Origin of the sequence: Dictyobacter alpinus (genome assembly GCF_003967575.1) — a bacterium.
GTDB classification, from domain to species: domain Bacteria; phylum Chloroflexota; class Ktedonobacteria; order Ktedonobacterales; family Ktedonobacteraceae; genus Dictyobacter; species Dictyobacter alpinus.
In genome coordinates, this window is sequence record NZ_BIFT01000001.1 from 615,493 (window position 1) to 630,328 (window position 14,836).

The following is a 14,836-nucleotide window of genomic DNA, read 5'->3' on the forward strand; positions in this document are numbered from 1 at the left end:
TCCTGATCCAGCATCAAAAAAAGAGCCTTATCCTATAGATGGATAAGGCTCTTTGCGTGCATGGTGGGCAGGCTCACGAGTATTCTCAAAGAGGTCAGGATAACGCATTTTACGCAGAGCTTTGACCTCGATCTGTCGAATACGCTCACGCGTTAGGTGAAACGCATGACTGACCTCGTCTAGTGACAGGGAATGACCATCCTTCAAACCATAACGCATTTCAATAATAGTACGTTCTCGTGGATTAAGTACGGCCAGGATCCGCTCTACCTGTTCACACAAAAGTTGATACATAGCAGCGTCTACCGGCCCTTTTTGTCTGATATCTTCAATAGTATCAGCGAGATGATATTCCTCGTCATCGGCCATAGGAGCATCCAAAGAGATAGGTTGCTCAGAAATATTGAGGAGTTCTACGACCCGTTCAGAGGATACGCCAACTTCCACAGAGATCTTCTCAGGCAATGGCTCGATGCCTTCTTCCTGATACATGCGACGCGCCACACGCTTAATTTTATAAATAAGTTCAACCACATGAACCGGAATGTGAATGCTACTGGCATGTTCGGCAATGGCCCGGCTAATTGCCTGCCTGATCCACCAGGTAGCGTACGTACTAAAGCGAAAACCACGTTGGTAGTCAAATTTTTGCGTCGCACGCATCAAACCAATATTGCCTTCTTGAATCAGGTCCAGCAGGGGCAAACCCTGATTCACATAGCGCTTGGCAATACTAACGACCAACCGTAAATTTGCTTCAATCAGTTGTTGGCGAGCCCGAGAATCTCCACACGCCACACGTTCAGCCAGAGCAAGTTCTTGTTCAGAAGATAACAGTGGATAGTTGCCGATTTCTTTTAAATATTGCTTGACCGCATCATCCATGATGGCATACCCATCTTCAGGCTCCTCATCTACATAAAACTCTTCGTCATAGCCAGGCTCAGCATCTCCTTTTTCATCACCCGGCACAGCGTCCTCGCTAATCTTTGCCTTCCTCTGCTTCTGATCTAACTCCGCTAAGGCAAGCTCAACATGACCAGCCGATCTTCCAGCTTTTGACGACATACTCGAACTCCTTCTTCACACCCAACATCTGAACAAAAGATCAACAGCCTCAAAGACATTCGCAGAACATATTCCCCACTTCTCCTTTTTGCAATAATCGTGCCAAAATCAGAAATTGCTAGCCAATCTCGCATCATGACATTGAGAAGATGGCAGAGAAACAAGTCAGAAGGTGAAGCATACCAGTGTCAGGTCTTTGCTTTATTGTGGTAAATAACAATGGAAGCAACCAAACAATACGACTGAAAAATGAATATATTTCCAGAATTGCGTAATTTTACACAGCATCAATTGTAATCATATTTCTATAGATGCAAATACTTGACTTGAGTTGTATCACCTGTTATGCTGAAGGTAAGAAGCAAAGGACCGTGCTCCCTATCACTTCTACTGCCAGCAGAAAGATGAAGAATACCCCTTTTTTTGCCTATAAAAATGAACAAATCTTCACTTAACTACTGACAGAGAAGGGTAGTTATGGTATGATAGGTAGGGCATGGGTTACACCCTTGCTGTGGGGATGCGGATGCAGCGGCGGAGGCTCCCCCTCGGCTTACTATCTCGCTAAGCCTCGCTTGTTAAGCAAAACGACAAGCGCATATTACCTCCAGAGAGAAGGAAGGAGGCGATTTCGTGGAAAACGCATTTCCCCGGTGTCGCAAGTGTAGTGAAGGTGATCTGGTTCCGCTGTCGGATTTCGGTAGCCAGGGAGCTTCCATAGAGTACAAAGCATGGGTTTGCACCAACCCCTCCTGCTTGTACAATATCAAGATCCGTAATGGTGATATCATCATTAACGAGCCTATTAGTGATGGTTCACTCCATACTTATCGTAGCGGTCGACAGTAGGAGTGTTTCAAACACCAAACTTGACGTCTATATGCGATTTTAATCGTTTACTGGCGTAACGAGGAGGCAAAAGGCGGCCGTATCAAAACTTCCTTTTGCCTCTCTACACATAGAGGGGTAATCACAAAGAAGGCCACTATAGTGACCTGAAAGGGTGATTATAGACCCTCTATTTGGCTTTTTACGCAAAAATACGGTATAAGTTATAGAGTATTCACAAATCATTTAGCATTTTTAAACATTATTAAAAGGAGTCAATGCTGACGTGCTCAATCGATTCTTTGGGCAGAAACCTCAGGAAGACCCGAAACAAAAAAAAACAAATGAGGATGTTCAAGAACAAGTTGCTGAACAGCAACCTGATATTGAACAACGTTTCTCCTTCCTGAGTCGCACCCGTCAAATGTTTAACAGGCTGGGCAACACTGTTCAGGAAAACGACATCATTACTGACAGCCTATGGGATGAGTTGGAAGAGTCTCTGTTGGGGGCTGACGTGGGACCAAGCACGACGCTATGGCTCATTGATCGCCTGCGCGAGCGCGCAAGCGACGAAAATATGCGGACAGGGCGCCAGGTACAACAGGCATTACGAGAAGAATTAACACAACTCCTTGGAAAACCAGCCGCTCTTCGCTTCTCCAAACAATCTCCCCTCACAGTCATCCTCGTGATCGGTGTCAATGGTTCAGGCAAAACAACTAGCATCGCCAAAATGGCTGCCCGCCTCAAACATGAAGGACACGATGTCATGCTGGCTGCAGGGGATACGTTCCGTGCGGCTGCTATTGATCAGTTGCAGGAGTGGGGAAATCGTGTCGATGTACCTGTTATCAGCCAGAAGCCAAATTCAGATCCCGGAGCCGTTGTCTTTGATGCTTTACAAGCCGCTCAAAGTCGCGGTAGCGATGTCTTGATCGTTGATACTGCCGGTCGTTTACACACCAAGTTTAACCTGATGGAAGAATTAAAGAAAATCAACAAAATTATTCAGCGATTCGTTCCAGATGGACCACATGAACTGCTCATGGTCATTGATGCTACCACAGGGCAAAATGCCTTGCTACAAGCACGTAAATTTGCCGAGGATATTGGTCTGACCGGTGTAATCATTACCAAACTGGATGGTACCTCCAAGGGTGGATTTGCGTTTGCGGTCGCAGACGACTTAGGTGTACCAATTAAATTTATTGGTACGGGTGAAAAAGTAGAGAATTTGATGCCATTCGAACCGCAGAATTTCGTGGCAGCGCTCTTCGCACAACAGTAACCGGAGGTTTCTTATGGCAAAAGAAGCGGCTGTCCCACTTACCAGGCAGGCTTCCGCTAACGGGAATAAGCCTGCACTGCCCTCAGTGGGCAATATAGCTGTCAAATGTCCTAAATGTAAAGAGATTCTGTATAGCCGCGATTGGGAAAAGAATCTCAAGGTGTGCTCACGTTGTAATCATCACTTCAGACTTACAGCTCAAGAGCGCATCGAATTGTTGGCTGATCCTGGTAGTTTTAATGAACTGGATGCTGATATTATTTCAGTGGATCCGCTTCAGTTTACTACCTTTCCGCCCGCATATTCCGATCAACGCAATTATGCAGAGAAACTGGCCGCTGAACGCACAAAAGCCGGGATGAATGAGGCGGTCATCATTGGTCACGCCACCATTGAAAGCAAACCACTATCCCTGGCTGTAATGGACTTCCATTTTATGGGTGGAAGCATGGGCTCAGCCGTTGGTGAGAAGATTACCCGGGCGATTGAACTGGGTATCGAACGCCATATTCCTGTCATGATCGCGTCGACTTCGGGCGGCGCACGTATGCAGGAGGGGCTTTTCTCATTGATGCAAATGGCGAAAACTTCAGCAGCCCTGGCAAAATTAGGTGAGGCAAAACTTCCCTACATCAGCTTGCTCACTGATCCCACTACCGGTGGTGTGTCCGCGAGCTTTGCTATGCTTGGTGACATTACACTGGCTGAACCTGGAGCGCTTGTCTGCTTTACTGGTCCCCGAGTAATCGAACAGTTTATGCATATCAAGCTACCCGAAGGCACGGTCAACTCGGAGTTTGCCTTGCAACATGGTATGATTGATGCCGTCGTACACCGACGGGATTTAAGATCAACATTGGGACGTATTTTACGTCTGTATGCATAAACTCCGTTTGAGTGTAGCACTTTTTGTTACCATTAAGCACAGCAAAACAGCACCATAGTAGAAAAGGGAATGTGATGGCTTACGATCTGGAATTTGAAAAACCGCTGGCTGAGCTAGAAAAAAAGATCTCTACACTGCAACGCAAGGGTGATCGTCTGAAAGCGGAGGAACTGGTACAGTTACAAGACGCTGAGCGCGATCTTCGCCACAAGACCGAGGAGATTTATAAAAATCTCACGACCTGGCAAACTGTACAAGTGGCACGCCACAAGGACCGACCTTACGCTGCGGACTATATTCGGCTCATGTGTGATGATTTTTTTGAGCTGCATGGCGACCGCTCTTTTGGAGATGACCATGCAATTATGGCCGGCCCCGCCACTATTGATGGCCAAACAGTTATGCTTGTCTGCCACCAAAAAGGCCGCGATATGAAGGAGAAGCAATTCCGTAATCTCGGTATGCCGCATCCTGAAGGATATCGCAAAGCTCATCGTTTAATGCAGCAGGCTGAAAAATTTAATATGCCGATTGTTTCCTTAATCGATGCTTCTGGCGCATCGCCAGGTCTGGTAGATGAGGAACGTGGACAGGCAGAGGCAATCGCGGCAACACTTTATTTGATGCCCCGACTTAAGGTTCCTATTATTGCCACGGTCATTGGTGAAGGTGGTAGCGGTGGCGCACTGGCCATCGGTGTCGCGGACCGGGTGTTGATGTTTGAACATAGTATTTATATGGTGGCGGCCCCCGAGGCGGCGGCTTCGATCATGTGGCGGGACTCAGCTCACGCGTCGCATGCTGCGACGGGCATGCGTATCAGCGCCCGTGAATTGCTTCCGCTTGGCCTGATTGATGAGATTTTGCCTGAACCAATCGGTGGCGCTCATCGCAATTACCATCAGATGGCAATCACCTTAAAAGAGACACTGAAACGTCAACTTGCTGATGTGGGACAATTATCAGTCGAGGAGTTACTGGAACGCCGTTATCAGAAGTTCCGTAATATGGGCAAGTATGGCACACTGACCGAACAAAATATGGCCATAGCTCAGGCTTAACAGACAAACACAAAGCGGGAAGCACGCACACACCATTGGTAGCCGTGCTTCCCGCTTCGCGGTACATTTCGTTAGTTAGACCTCGCGATATTCTCCTTCGATCGTCCCTGAATCTTCACTGGCCCTTACAGATCCCGTACCGTTTCCAGCAGCAGTACCAGCCGTGGCTCCATTCTGGCTATCGTAGATCTCTTGTCCAACCTTTTGCAAGGTCTGCTCAAGATCTTCAGTCGTGGCCTTCATACGCGCTGTATCATTGGCTTGAATGGCATCACGCACCGCTTGAATCTTGCTTTCCAGCGTTGAACGCAGGCCAGTCGAAATTTTGCCTTCAGTATCCTTCAGCGTCCGTTCAGCCTGATAAGCGGCACTATCCGCGCGGTTACGCAGTTCAATCTCTTCTTTGCGCTGTCGATCTTCTTGCGCATGTGCCTCTGCTTCACGTACCATGCGCTCCACATCGGTATTAGAGAGTCCACCCGAAGCGGTAATCGTGATACGCTGTTCGCGACCAGTAGCTTTATCACGCGCGGTAACATTCAGGATACCATTAGCATCGATATCAAAAATGACCTCAACCTGAGGAATGCCACGTGCCGCAGGCGCAATACCTTCAAGCTTGAAATGGCCCAGACTCTTGTTATCACGCGCCAGTTCGCGCTCACCCTGTAAGACGTGAATCTCAACTGCCGGCTGATTATCTTCCGCAGTACTAAAGACCTCACTCTTACGTACAGGTATGGTCGTGTTACGCTCAATCAAACGTGTCATCACACCACCAAGAGTCTCAACACCCAATGATAGTGGGGTCACATCCAGCAACAATACATCTTTGACATCACCCTGTAACACACCAGCCTGAATGGCGGCACCAATGGCTACGACCTCATCAGGATTAACGCCCTTATGTGGCTCCTTCCCAAAGAGTTTGCGCACCATCTCTATGACGGCAGGCATACGCGTCTGACCACCGACCAGCACTACTTCATCAATATCACCGGGGCGCAACTCAGCATCTTCAAGCGCTTTCAAGACGGGACCTCTGGTGCGCTCGATCAGTGTACCCACCAGTTGCTCCAATTTAGCCCTGGTCAGATTCATCACCAGATGCTTTGGACCAGTCGCGTCTGCAGTGATGAAAGGAAGATTGATCTCGGTCTGCATGGCAGAGGAGAGTTCGATCTTGGCTTTTTCTGCAGCCTCTTTTAAACGCTGAATCGCAGTACGATCATTACGCAGATCAATACCTTGCTCACGACGGAACTCATCAGCAATCCAATTGATAATGATCTGATCGAAATCATCACCGCCAAGATGGGTATCACCGTTGGTTGATTTTACTTCAAACACGCCTTCGCCCAACTGCAGGATTGAGATATCAAAGGTACCTCCACCCAGGTCATACACAGCAATGGTCTGGTCGCTCTTTTTATCCAGGCCATAGGCCAGCGAAGCCGCGGTTGGTTCGTTAATAATACGCAGAACTTCCAGCCCCGCGATCCGACCTGCATCCTTAGTAGCCTGGCGCTGTGTATCATTAAAGTAGGCAGGAACAGTAATCACGGCCTGTGTGACTGGCTCACCTAATCTTGCCTCAGCATCCGCCTTCAGTTTTTGCAGGATCATAGCGGATACTTCAGGAGGACTATATTCGCGACCCGCCATCGAGACACGCGCATCACCATTGGCTGCACGGCTTATTTTGTAAGGAACAGTACTAATAGTACGCTGTACTTCAGCATCATCATAACGCCGACCCATCAGGCGCTTCACTGAAAAAATGGTGTTCTCTGGATTGGTGACGGCCTGACGTTTAGCGACTTGCCCCACCAAGCGCTCGCCGCTCTTTGTAATAGCGACAATCGAAGGCGTCAAACGAGCACCCTCGCTATTTTCCAGTACAGTAGGATCGCCGGCTTCAATAATCGCGACAACCGAGTTAGTTGTACCAAGATCAATACCAATAACTTTGGCCATATCTATATTCTCCTCTTTAAATGAGGTATGTCACCTTTTTTTCTACAAACTTGCATTACACTACAATGTACAGCCTGCCACCTCTACCACCCTGGCGACGTTCTAGCTCTTATGCATAAAAAAAGAACGTCGAGATATGTATATAAAACAGCAATAGTCGCTGTGTGGTCTATCAAATTACTCTTGCTCTATAACCCTACACGACAAGGAAGAAAGAAGAGCTATAATAAGAACCATCTTTGGGATGACAGGCCACTATATATGGCCTGTCATTTAATCGCGCAGGCAAAAAGGGCACTATGCCTGTGGGCCAGTTTCTACAACTTTTTCTGGCTGAGTGCCATTGGAAACAGTGATTTTACGTGGACGATTCTCCTCTGCAACCGGGGCAAAGATGTTCAGGACGCCTTGCTCATAGGTCGTCTCAATGCCATCCACATGCAACGTTTTTGCAAAGGTAATGGTGCGTTCAAATTTGCCGGAACTGCTCTCTTGAACCAGCCAGTTAACCTTGTCTTCCTGAGGCTGCCAGGGTTGCAAGATGCCTTTGAGCGTAATGGTGCTGTCTTGTACAGTTAGCTCGATATCCTCGGGTTTGACACCGGGTAGGAGAACACGTATGTGGTAGCCCTGTTCATTTTCGTAGGCATCCATCAACGCAAAGCCGGCCTGTGAAGGCTGCCCCAAACCTGAACGGACAAAACTTCGTTCAAACAGTTGGTCCATCGCATTACGCAAACTTATGGCTTCCCGAAATGGATCGTGGCGCATCATCATTGACATATAACAGCCTCCTGTTCTTTACCTTTATAACCAATGTTTCAATTGACACAAACCTGAGATATGGATTAGAAGAACAAGCTTTTCTTTTTCGCTCTTTCTTACTTGCTCTCTCCAATCACCTTACAGCTATATTATGATTTACCTTACAATTTTTGTCAAGTCATTTATAGTATATTATTCATAATTCTAACAGATCTCTAACAGTTGAGGGTGTTCCATCTTCATAAATAAAAAAAGCAGGACCCATAAGTTTATGGATCCTGCTTAGTAAAACAGTGACTGGGACTTTGTCAAAATTCGTTTGGTCTCGTATTATATATATAGCGCTTTATAGTTACTTTTGATCGTCATTGGAAGGGTCAATCACATACTCTGTGCGCTGGAAATGCATCAAAAGCGTACGAACCTCGTGCACTTCTTGCTCAAGATGAATTACTTGCTTGCGCATTTGAAGAATATGTCGAATACCAATCGCATTGATACCTTGATCGGCCAGTTCAGCGATTTCCTGCAAGATCGCAAGATTCTCATCCGAGTAGAGGCGATTTTTACCATCCTGGCGAGCAGGATCAAGTAAACCAGCTTCTTCATAACGACGCAGTGTTTGCGGAGGTATACCAATCAGCTGCGAGACCACGCCGATAGAATACTTTGGTAAATGTCGATGTTCATCATCACTCAGCGAGTGAGACGCTCGGGAACGCCGCTTCATAGCAGAACCTCCTTTTAACTTCTTATTTGCTATCAAAAAATAAATAGAGCAGAGGTATTTATTTTTGTCTTTGTGTGGCGGCATATTGCTTTTCTATGCTAAATCTTTTGACATTTTTTGTCAAGTCATATGGATAAAAAGCATAAAATCATGGCGCTATTTGCTACTATTTTCGCCGTTGCATCTTTAGTAACACTCTGTTACTATAACAGAATACTTCACTATATGGCGATATATCAAACAATCCACCAGTCAAAGGAGAGTGTGCATATGTTCACAAGTTTAGATACCGGTGCCATTGGTTTCTCTGTTCCTTTTGAGGAAGCTATACAACTGGCGCAAGAAAGTGGCTTTGTGGCCCTGGATCTTCCTATGAAACAGTTGTTAACTCGGGTACAGCAGACCTCGGTACAAGAAATTAAGGATCGTTTTCAGGCGGCGCACCTCCGTCCAGGCGCCTGGGGATTACCAGTAGATTTTCGTGGTGACGAGGCCTCCTATCAAGCAGGCCTGGCGGAACTGCCAGCGTATGCAGAACTGGCCCAGGCATTAGGCGCCAGCCGTTGTTCAACCTGGATATTGCCATTTTCAGATGAGCGCGACTATGCCGGTAATATGGAATTTCATGCTCAACGCCTGCACCCAATTGCACAGATTTTAGCCGACCATGGTCAACGTTTTGGACTTGAGTTTGTTGGTCCAAAAACAATGCGTAACGGCCACAAATATGAATTTATTTCCACTATCGCTGGCGGTCTTGAACTGGGCCAACAAATTGGTACTGGCAATACAGGTCTCTTGCTGGATAGCTACCACTGGTATACCTCACATGGGAGTGTCGAGGATATCCAAAAGCTAACCAACGAGCAAATCGTCTATGTACACGTCAATGATGCTCCTGCTGGTCGTGATGTTGATGAGCAATTGGATGGAGAACGCTTGCTTCCTGCTGCCAGTGGTGTGATTGACATTGCGGGCTTCTTACAGGCGTTAGAGCGCATCGGTTATGATGGCCCGGTGGTAGTTGAGCCATTCAACGCTGAGCACCGCGCCCTCCCACATGCCGAACGTGTACGCGCCACCCATGATAGCCTGGCAAAAATCTGGCAACTGGCTGGTATACGCTAACACACACAATGAAGCCCTTTCATAGACACCTGAAGTTCCGAGTGTCTGTGAGAAGGCTTCATTCATGACCAATAATATCCTGATCTATCAGCAAGATTGCACAGGCAGCCTTATGCGTGCATATGTTCGGCCAGTGCTTTAATCAAATAGCCCATTTTGGGATGCTCAGGGATGACATGGGGAGTAACATGATACTCCTCCAGCACACCCGTACAGGTAGGGCCGATCGAGGCAATGATGGTTTTTGTGTTCAAAGCTGTGGTCAGTTCCTGCTTCTGTCCTGTTTTAGCGGCAATCACAAACAAATGTCGGACCTGGATCTGGCTGGTAAAGACTACGGCATCCACGCGGCCCGCGATCAATTCCTGTACGAGATTGCGCAACGCAGCGGTATCCTCTGGCAACTGCCACTCATATAAGCAGAGTTCCTCTAAACGAGCCCCACGCTCTTGCAATGCTTGCGATACCAATGCGTTACGCTCACCATAATGCACAATTCCTACCAGTTGCGCTGTAACATCAAAAGGAGCCAGACTGGCTAAGAGTTCAGTACTCGTATACGGCTCCTGAGCGCTGGCGGCGATGGGAATACCTTCCTTCCTTACTACCGCTGAAGGCTTGGGTCCACGGCAAACAACGGTCACCTGGCGTAGAGCCTCTACAAGCTCAACTCGTCGTCCTGCTTGATCGGCCTCTTGTAGTAACGCTTTTACTCCTACGCCGGTGAAGAACACCACCATAGAAATATTTCCCGCCACCAGTTGATCTATAAAATTTGCCACCAGATCAGATGAGTCCAGGAGAGCTTCACGCACAGCCGGTACGCTCCAGGCCTGTCCCCCATTGCGACGCAGCAGGTCAGCCATCTCACCACTCATCCTCGCTTCTAATACAGCAATGCGAGCGTTTGAAAAATCCACGCGATCACTCCTTTCTACTCTACCTGGCACAAAAGAAGCCATATGCAAAGGTCGTTATTCTATTTTATCGCTGACACCAGCATCCGCGAACGTGGACATTTCTAGATGGGTGCGTAATGCGCCTTCGATGATATGCATTGCTAACACGGCACCAGTTCCCTCGCCCAGGCGTAGCTGCAGGTTAAGTAGTGGCTCCAGACCTAATTTTTCAAGGATCAGGCGATGACCACGCTCAACCGATACATGTCCAGCCAGGAGGTACCCCTTAACGGCTGGACAAAGAGCATAAGCAACCAGTCCGGCAGCACTCGAAATAAAACCATCCAGAACCACCGGTATGCGTCTGGCGGCAGCAGCCAGAATTACGCCAACCAGTCCTGCAATCTCCAGTCCACCAATTTTTGCCAGCACATCCAGAGGCCGATCAATATCAGGATGATTATGAGCAATGGCGCGCTCAATGATACGTACTTTATGGGCCAGCTGCTGATCATCAATGCCGGTTCCACGACCTGTAACCTGTTCGGCTGGCACATTCAGTAAGCAGGCAGTAAGAGCACTGGCAGCAGTCGTATTACCAATTCCCATTTCACCAGTTGCGATGAGATCTACACCTCTAGCAGCCAGACTTTCCACGATGTCAACGCCAACTTTAATAGCCTGTAAAGCCTCCTGCTGACTCATGGCTGGTTCCTGCGCCATATTCGCCGTTCCGTACCGTACTTTGCGCGAAAGAAGTTGCGGATGCTGTAAATCGGCGGCCACACCAATATCCACAACGGTTACAACTGCATTAGCCTGGCGAGCCAGCACATTAATGGCTGCACCGCCAGCCAGAAAATTCAGGACCATCTGCGGAGTCACATCCTTTGGATAGGCACTTACACCTTCAGCGGTCACACCATGATCGGCCGCCATCACCACCACCGCCCTCTGCTGAACTACAGGGAGCGCATTTCCTGTGATACCTGCGAACTGTACAGCAATTTCTTCCAAGCGGCCCAGGCTTCCAGCTGGCTTGGTTAATTGCGACTGACGAGAACACGCCTGTTCCTCGCTGCCAGCATCAAGCGGAGCAATCCGATCAATAATAGTTTGTAGCTCAATCATATATTTACCTCTGCTAAGCCATTCACTTTTTAAATACTATAGAAAATACTGGTTCGCCAATCTTAAAAGTCTACCCCTTTTTGTGCCAGAATCCCTTGCCGATAAGGATGCTTGATCTCGTTCATCTCTGTGACCAGGTCAGCATAATCTATTAAGGGCTGAGGAGCATCGCGACCAGTGATAATTACATGCATTTTGGGGTTGCGTGCTTGCAGAGTTGCCAGTATCTCGTTAACATCTAGCCAACCATAGTTGATGGCATAGGTGATCTCGTCCATGATGACGATGTCGTACTGATCGCTTTCAATTTTTTCACGGCAGAGCTGCCAGCATTTACGTGCTAGCGCCTTGTCATGTTCAATATTATCACTATTCCAGGTAAAGCCATCTCCCAATGGAATGATTTCTACCCCGATTTTCTGGGCCGCCCGGATCTCACCCCATTTGCCGGTCTGGGATTTCAGGAATTGTAGCATTACAACACGCTGGTTGTGTCCCCAGGCCCGAAATAGCACACCCAGGGCGGCGGTAGTTTTTCCTTTGCCGTTGCCCGTATTGATGATTACCAGACCTTTAGCAGGCTTGCGTTGTGCCCGTACTTCAGCCTGCTCTTTACGCAGACGGGCACGACCCTCTTCGGTCAGTTCTTCAACTTCAGTGGTTTCAAACTGGTTTTCTTGAGAAGTTCGCTCTTCCATTTATATTACTCCAATAGAAAGCTACTGCTGGACAATAGCAGGAAAAATATCATAAGGCTCCAGGGCTGTGGCTGCTGTTAACTTATTTGTACGGCCTCTCAACATACTGTAGCACATGCAGCCAGGCTTCTTTACAGACAGCAGAAACTATACATTCGCCGCGCAATAGGCAGGGAGTTTCTCGGAAAATTTATCAGGATGGACAATCTGGGCCAGACAACGCAATCCCTGGACAATTCGGGGTCCCGGCCGCTGCATAATATCAGAGTTGATATGATAGACTTGATGAGATTTTACCGCCTCAATATTTCCCCAGTTCGCCCGCTTATATACGGCTGATGGCTGACCACCATACAGCGGATCTTCAGTGAGGATAACATATTGAGGGTTAGCGGCAATTACTGACTCATCGGTAACTTGCGGATAGCCACCATTGGTTTTATTATCATGGAAAATATTGGTGACATTGGTGTATTGTGCCATCTCATCCCCAAATGAGCCACCACCAAAGACATACGGTTTACCAGGGGTACTGTTATCAACTTCGAGCAGGGCCTTCTTCGCAGGTGTCCCCTTGATAGTATTCTGAATCTGCGTGATCTGCTGCTGCATCCGCTTGACTAAAGACTGTGCTTTATCTTCAGTATGTGTTAAGCGGCCAACCAGTGTAATCTGATCAAGTGTTTTGGCGAGATCGGGTGAAGGTAGATCCACCACTTGCACACCTAGCCGGGTCAATTGGGTATCATATTTGTTTGATAATCCACCAGAACTTAATACCAGATCAGGCTTAAGAGCGACAATACTCTCAACATTGATGCCTGTACTACTGGATACCTTCTTGATCGTAGCCATTGAGGCAGGATAATTCGTAAAGGCATCGACACCTACGACACGGTTCTGCAGTTCTAGAGCGCCCAGAATCTCACTAATGCTGGGTGCCAGCGAGACAATGCGCAGGGGAACAGTTTTAGGAATAGCAATCGGCGTACCATAATTATCCAGCGCTGGCGTCGGCGTGGGCGTTGTAGCAGAATTAGCAGGAGTACTGTTCGACGTCTGGGAATTTGTAGCCTGTCCACAAGCGGCTAGAGTCACGATAAGTCCCAACAAACAGACAAAAAGAAAACGTGATGAGATGACATGGGTGCGCATACACTTGTATCCTTCTAGATAACGCCCGCAGTCACCTCGCGAAAAATAGTGGCCAGTCCAAGACAAGAAGAAATCAGACACAGAGATGCCCTGGCACTCGCTCCTTTTACGCGAAGGATCATGAGCACAACTTGTCAGGCAGGTCTCCTGGCTTCTGGCAATTGCATATCTAGCCTTCCCATTCCTCTACGGAACAGTGGCATTGAAGAGATAGGCATTAGACCAGTTACAGTAGCGCGACTGCGTCGGATTTTCACCGACTTCCCTATTCTGTCGAGACTTCGTGTCTCAACCACCTGACAAAATAAAAAGTAGAGTTATTTCCAACAAGTAGTATACCCAGCTTTATCTATTCCTGTCAATAAACAAGCAAGGCGCGTCAGGGCTTTTTAATTTTCCTTTTCCTGGCGCCTACGGCGCCGGAGTTTGGTGTGGTGTGTGTTCGTTCTGTGGGCGGCCGCGGCCGCCCACAGAACGAACACACACCACACTAGAAATACTCTGTATATGATTACTCCCGGCTGAAAATTAAAAAGCCCTGAAGGCGCGCAGGGCTTTCCCATTCTCATAAACAGAGCCAGTTTCAGTGAGCCCAAAAGCACAAGCCTGCTCAAGATGCGCATCCAAATAATGCATCTGCCGTGCTACGTTGCGAACTCCCGTCCGATGCAGTAGTAATATTTGAGTATAAACATTGGGCGATTTGCCCCTTGACTTAAAGCGCTTTAAGTTTTCTATACTTAAGATCATGAAAGACATAGTAACCATGACGCTACCCTTATCATTCACGATTCAGGAGTTGTCAAAACAAAGCGGTTTGAGCGAGCCTACGCTACGCTATTATGAGAAGATTGGGCTCATCCAACCGGTGCCAAGGGATCCTAGCAGCGGCCATCGACGCTATCCCGCTACAACTGCACAAGTCGTCAATGCACTTGCCTGTCTGCGTGCTAGCGGCCTTTCGATAGAAGATATGCGTACCTATTTGCAATTGCTTGAGAAGGGGACGCAGGGAGCCGCACAGCAAAAAGAACTCTTTCAAGCTCATGCCACCGAGCTAGAGCACCAGATAGAGCGCCTGCAGATGAGAAAACAGTATCTCGAAGGAAAAGTTGCTTATTGGGATGCGCTAGAACGTGGAGATGAGGAGGCTGTTCAGCGCATCATCGCAGAAAATCATCGTATTGCTGAAGAGATTGTAAAAGGGTAAAAGGACAAT

At 47.8% G+C, this 14,836-nt stretch carries 13 protein-coding genes and 1 riboswitch; of the genes, 5 read left to right on the forward strand and 8 right to left on the reverse strand.

Annotation, left to right across the window (positions count from 1 at the left end; genetic code table 11):
* Nucleotides 1-27 precede the first annotated feature (27 nt).
* Nucleotides 28-1,068 carry a sigma-70 family RNA polymerase sigma factor gene (locus EL633_RS02390; protein WP_126625666.1) on the reverse strand — a complete coding sequence of 347 codons (1,041 nt, stop codon included), beginning with the start codon at nucleotides 1,066-1,068 and terminating at the stop codon, nucleotides 28-30.
* A 1,114-nt stretch (nucleotides 1,069-2,182) separates the two neighbouring features.
* Between EL633_RS02390 and ftsY the strand changes: the two genes are divergently transcribed.
* The 3 genes from ftsY (at nucleotide 2,183) to EL633_RS02410 (ending at nucleotide 5,134) form a co-directional block, all read left to right on the forward strand.
* Nucleotides 2,183-3,187, forward strand: coding sequence for a signal recognition particle-docking protein FtsY (gene ftsY / locus EL633_RS02400; RefSeq protein WP_126625667.1), 1,005 nt, complete (start codon nucleotides 2,183-2,185; stop codon nucleotides 3,185-3,187).
* Nucleotides 3,188-3,200: 13 nt separating this feature from the next.
* Nucleotides 3,201-4,073 carry an acetyl-CoA carboxylase, carboxyltransferase subunit beta gene (gene accD / locus EL633_RS02405; RefSeq protein ID WP_126625668.1) on the forward strand — a complete coding sequence of 291 codons (873 nt, stop codon included), beginning with the start codon at nucleotides 3,201-3,203 and terminating at the stop codon, nucleotides 4,071-4,073.
* A gap of 74 nt (nucleotides 4,074-4,147) precedes the next feature.
* A complete protein-coding gene (locus EL633_RS02410) occupies nucleotides 4,148-5,134 on the forward strand; it encodes an acetyl-CoA carboxylase carboxyltransferase subunit alpha (protein ID WP_126625669.1) in 987 nt (328 codons plus the stop codon).
* A gap of 75 nt (nucleotides 5,135-5,209) precedes the next feature.
* Here EL633_RS02410 and dnaK read toward each other — a convergent pair whose 3' ends face one another.
* The 3 genes from dnaK to EL633_RS02425 all read right to left on the reverse strand — a co-directional run bounded on the left by dnaK (nucleotide 5,210) and on the right by EL633_RS02425 (nucleotide 8,606).
* Nucleotides 5,210-7,111 (reverse strand): molecular chaperone DnaK, encoded by a 1,902-nt coding sequence (gene dnaK / locus EL633_RS02415; RefSeq protein ID WP_126625670.1) that lies wholly within the window; start codon nucleotides 7,109-7,111, stop codon nucleotides 5,210-5,212.
* Between the two features lie 297 nt (nucleotides 7,112-7,408).
* A complete protein-coding gene (locus EL633_RS02420; RefSeq protein WP_126625671.1) occupies nucleotides 7,409-7,894 on the reverse strand; it encodes an Hsp20/alpha crystallin family protein in 486 nt (161 codons plus the stop codon).
* Nucleotides 7,895-8,228: 334 nt separating this feature from the next.
* A complete protein-coding gene (locus EL633_RS02425; RefSeq protein WP_126625672.1) occupies nucleotides 8,229-8,606 on the reverse strand; it encodes a MerR family transcriptional regulator in 378 nt (125 codons plus the stop codon).
* Nucleotides 8,607-8,876: 270 nt separating this feature from the next.
* Here EL633_RS02425 and EL633_RS02430 point away from each other — a divergent pair, with 270 nt between their 5' ends.
* Nucleotides 8,877-9,734: a sugar phosphate isomerase/epimerase family protein gene (locus EL633_RS02430; RefSeq protein ID WP_161981880.1), complete on the forward strand. Its 858-nt coding sequence runs from the start codon at nucleotides 8,877-8,879 to the stop codon at nucleotides 9,732-9,734.
* A gap of 110 nt (nucleotides 9,735-9,844) precedes the next feature.
* Here the strand turns inward: EL633_RS02430 and EL633_RS02435 are convergent, their stop codons facing one another.
* The 4 genes from EL633_RS02435 to EL633_RS02450 form a co-directional block, all read right to left on the reverse strand.
* Nucleotides 9,845-10,654 (reverse strand): uroporphyrinogen-III synthase, encoded by an 810-nt coding sequence (locus EL633_RS02435; protein ID WP_161981881.1) that lies wholly within the window; start codon nucleotides 10,652-10,654, stop codon nucleotides 9,845-9,847.
* Between the two features lie 54 nt (nucleotides 10,655-10,708).
* The gene (gene cobT / locus EL633_RS02440; RefSeq protein WP_126625675.1) at nucleotides 10,709-11,764 is read right to left on the reverse strand and encodes a nicotinate-nucleotide--dimethylbenzimidazole phosphoribosyltransferase; all 1,056 of its coding nucleotides are present in this window, start codon (nucleotides 11,762-11,764) and stop codon (nucleotides 10,709-10,711) included.
* 62 nt (nucleotides 11,765-11,826) lie between these two features.
* Nucleotides 11,827-12,462, reverse strand: coding sequence for a cob(I)yrinic acid a,c-diamide adenosyltransferase (gene cobO, locus EL633_RS02445; protein WP_126625676.1), 636 nt, complete (start codon nucleotides 12,460-12,462; stop codon nucleotides 11,827-11,829).
* 147 nt (nucleotides 12,463-12,609) lie between these two features.
* The gene (locus tag EL633_RS02450) at nucleotides 12,610-13,617 is read right to left on the reverse strand and encodes an ABC transporter substrate-binding protein (RefSeq protein WP_126625677.1); all 1,008 of its coding nucleotides are present in this window, start codon (nucleotides 13,615-13,617) and stop codon (nucleotides 12,610-12,612) included.
* A gap of 120 nt (nucleotides 13,618-13,737) precedes the next feature.
* A riboswitch (cobalamin riboswitch) is annotated at nucleotides 13,738-13,932 on the reverse strand.
* Nucleotides 13,933-14,383: 451 nt separating this feature from the next.
* Here EL633_RS02450 and EL633_RS02455 point away from each other — a divergent pair.
* Nucleotides 14,384-14,827 (forward strand): MerR family transcriptional regulator, encoded by a 444-nt coding sequence (locus EL633_RS02455; RefSeq protein ID WP_126625678.1) that lies wholly within the window; start codon nucleotides 14,384-14,386, stop codon nucleotides 14,825-14,827.
* The last annotated feature ends 9 nt before the right edge of the window (nucleotides 14,828-14,836 follow it).

Bases quoted from the DNA above. Each gene is read 5' to 3' on its own strand.
- EL633_RS02390 (WP_126625666.1), bottom strand. From the start codon at position 1,068: ATGTCGTCAAAAGCTGGAAGATCGGCTGGTCATGTTGAGCTTGCCTTA.
- accD (WP_126625668.1), top strand. From the start codon at position 3,201: ATGGCAAAAGAAGCGGCTGTCCCACTTACCAGGCAGGCTTCCGCTAAC.
- EL633_RS02410 (WP_126625669.1), top strand. From the start codon at position 4,148: ATGGCTTACGATCTGGAATTTGAAAAACCGCTGGCTGAGCTAGAAAAA.
- dnaK (WP_126625670.1), bottom strand. From the start codon at position 7,111: ATGGCCAAAGTTATTGGTATTGATCTTGGTACAACTAACTCGGTTGTC.
- EL633_RS02420 (WP_126625671.1), bottom strand. From the start codon at position 7,894: ATGTCAATGATGATGCGCCACGATCCATTTCGGGAAGCCATAAGTTTG.
- EL633_RS02425 (WP_126625672.1), bottom strand. From the start codon at position 8,606: ATGAAGCGGCGTTCCCGAGCGTCTCACTCGCTGAGTGATGATGAACAT.
- EL633_RS02430 (WP_161981880.1), top strand. From the start codon at position 8,877: ATGTTCACAAGTTTAGATACCGGTGCCATTGGTTTCTCTGTTCCTTTT.
- cobT (WP_126625675.1), bottom strand. From the start codon at position 11,764: ATGATTGAGCTACAAACTATTATTGATCGGATTGCTCCGCTTGATGCT.
- cobO (WP_126625676.1), bottom strand. From the start codon at position 12,462: ATGGAAGAGCGAACTTCTCAAGAAAACCAGTTTGAAACCACTGAAGTT.
- EL633_RS02450 (WP_126625677.1), bottom strand. From the start codon at position 13,617: ATGCGCACCCATGTCATCTCATCACGTTTTCTTTTTGTCTGTTTGTTG.
- EL633_RS02455 (WP_126625678.1), top strand. From the start codon at position 14,384: ATGACGCTACCCTTATCATTCACGATTCAGGAGTTGTCAAAACAAAGC.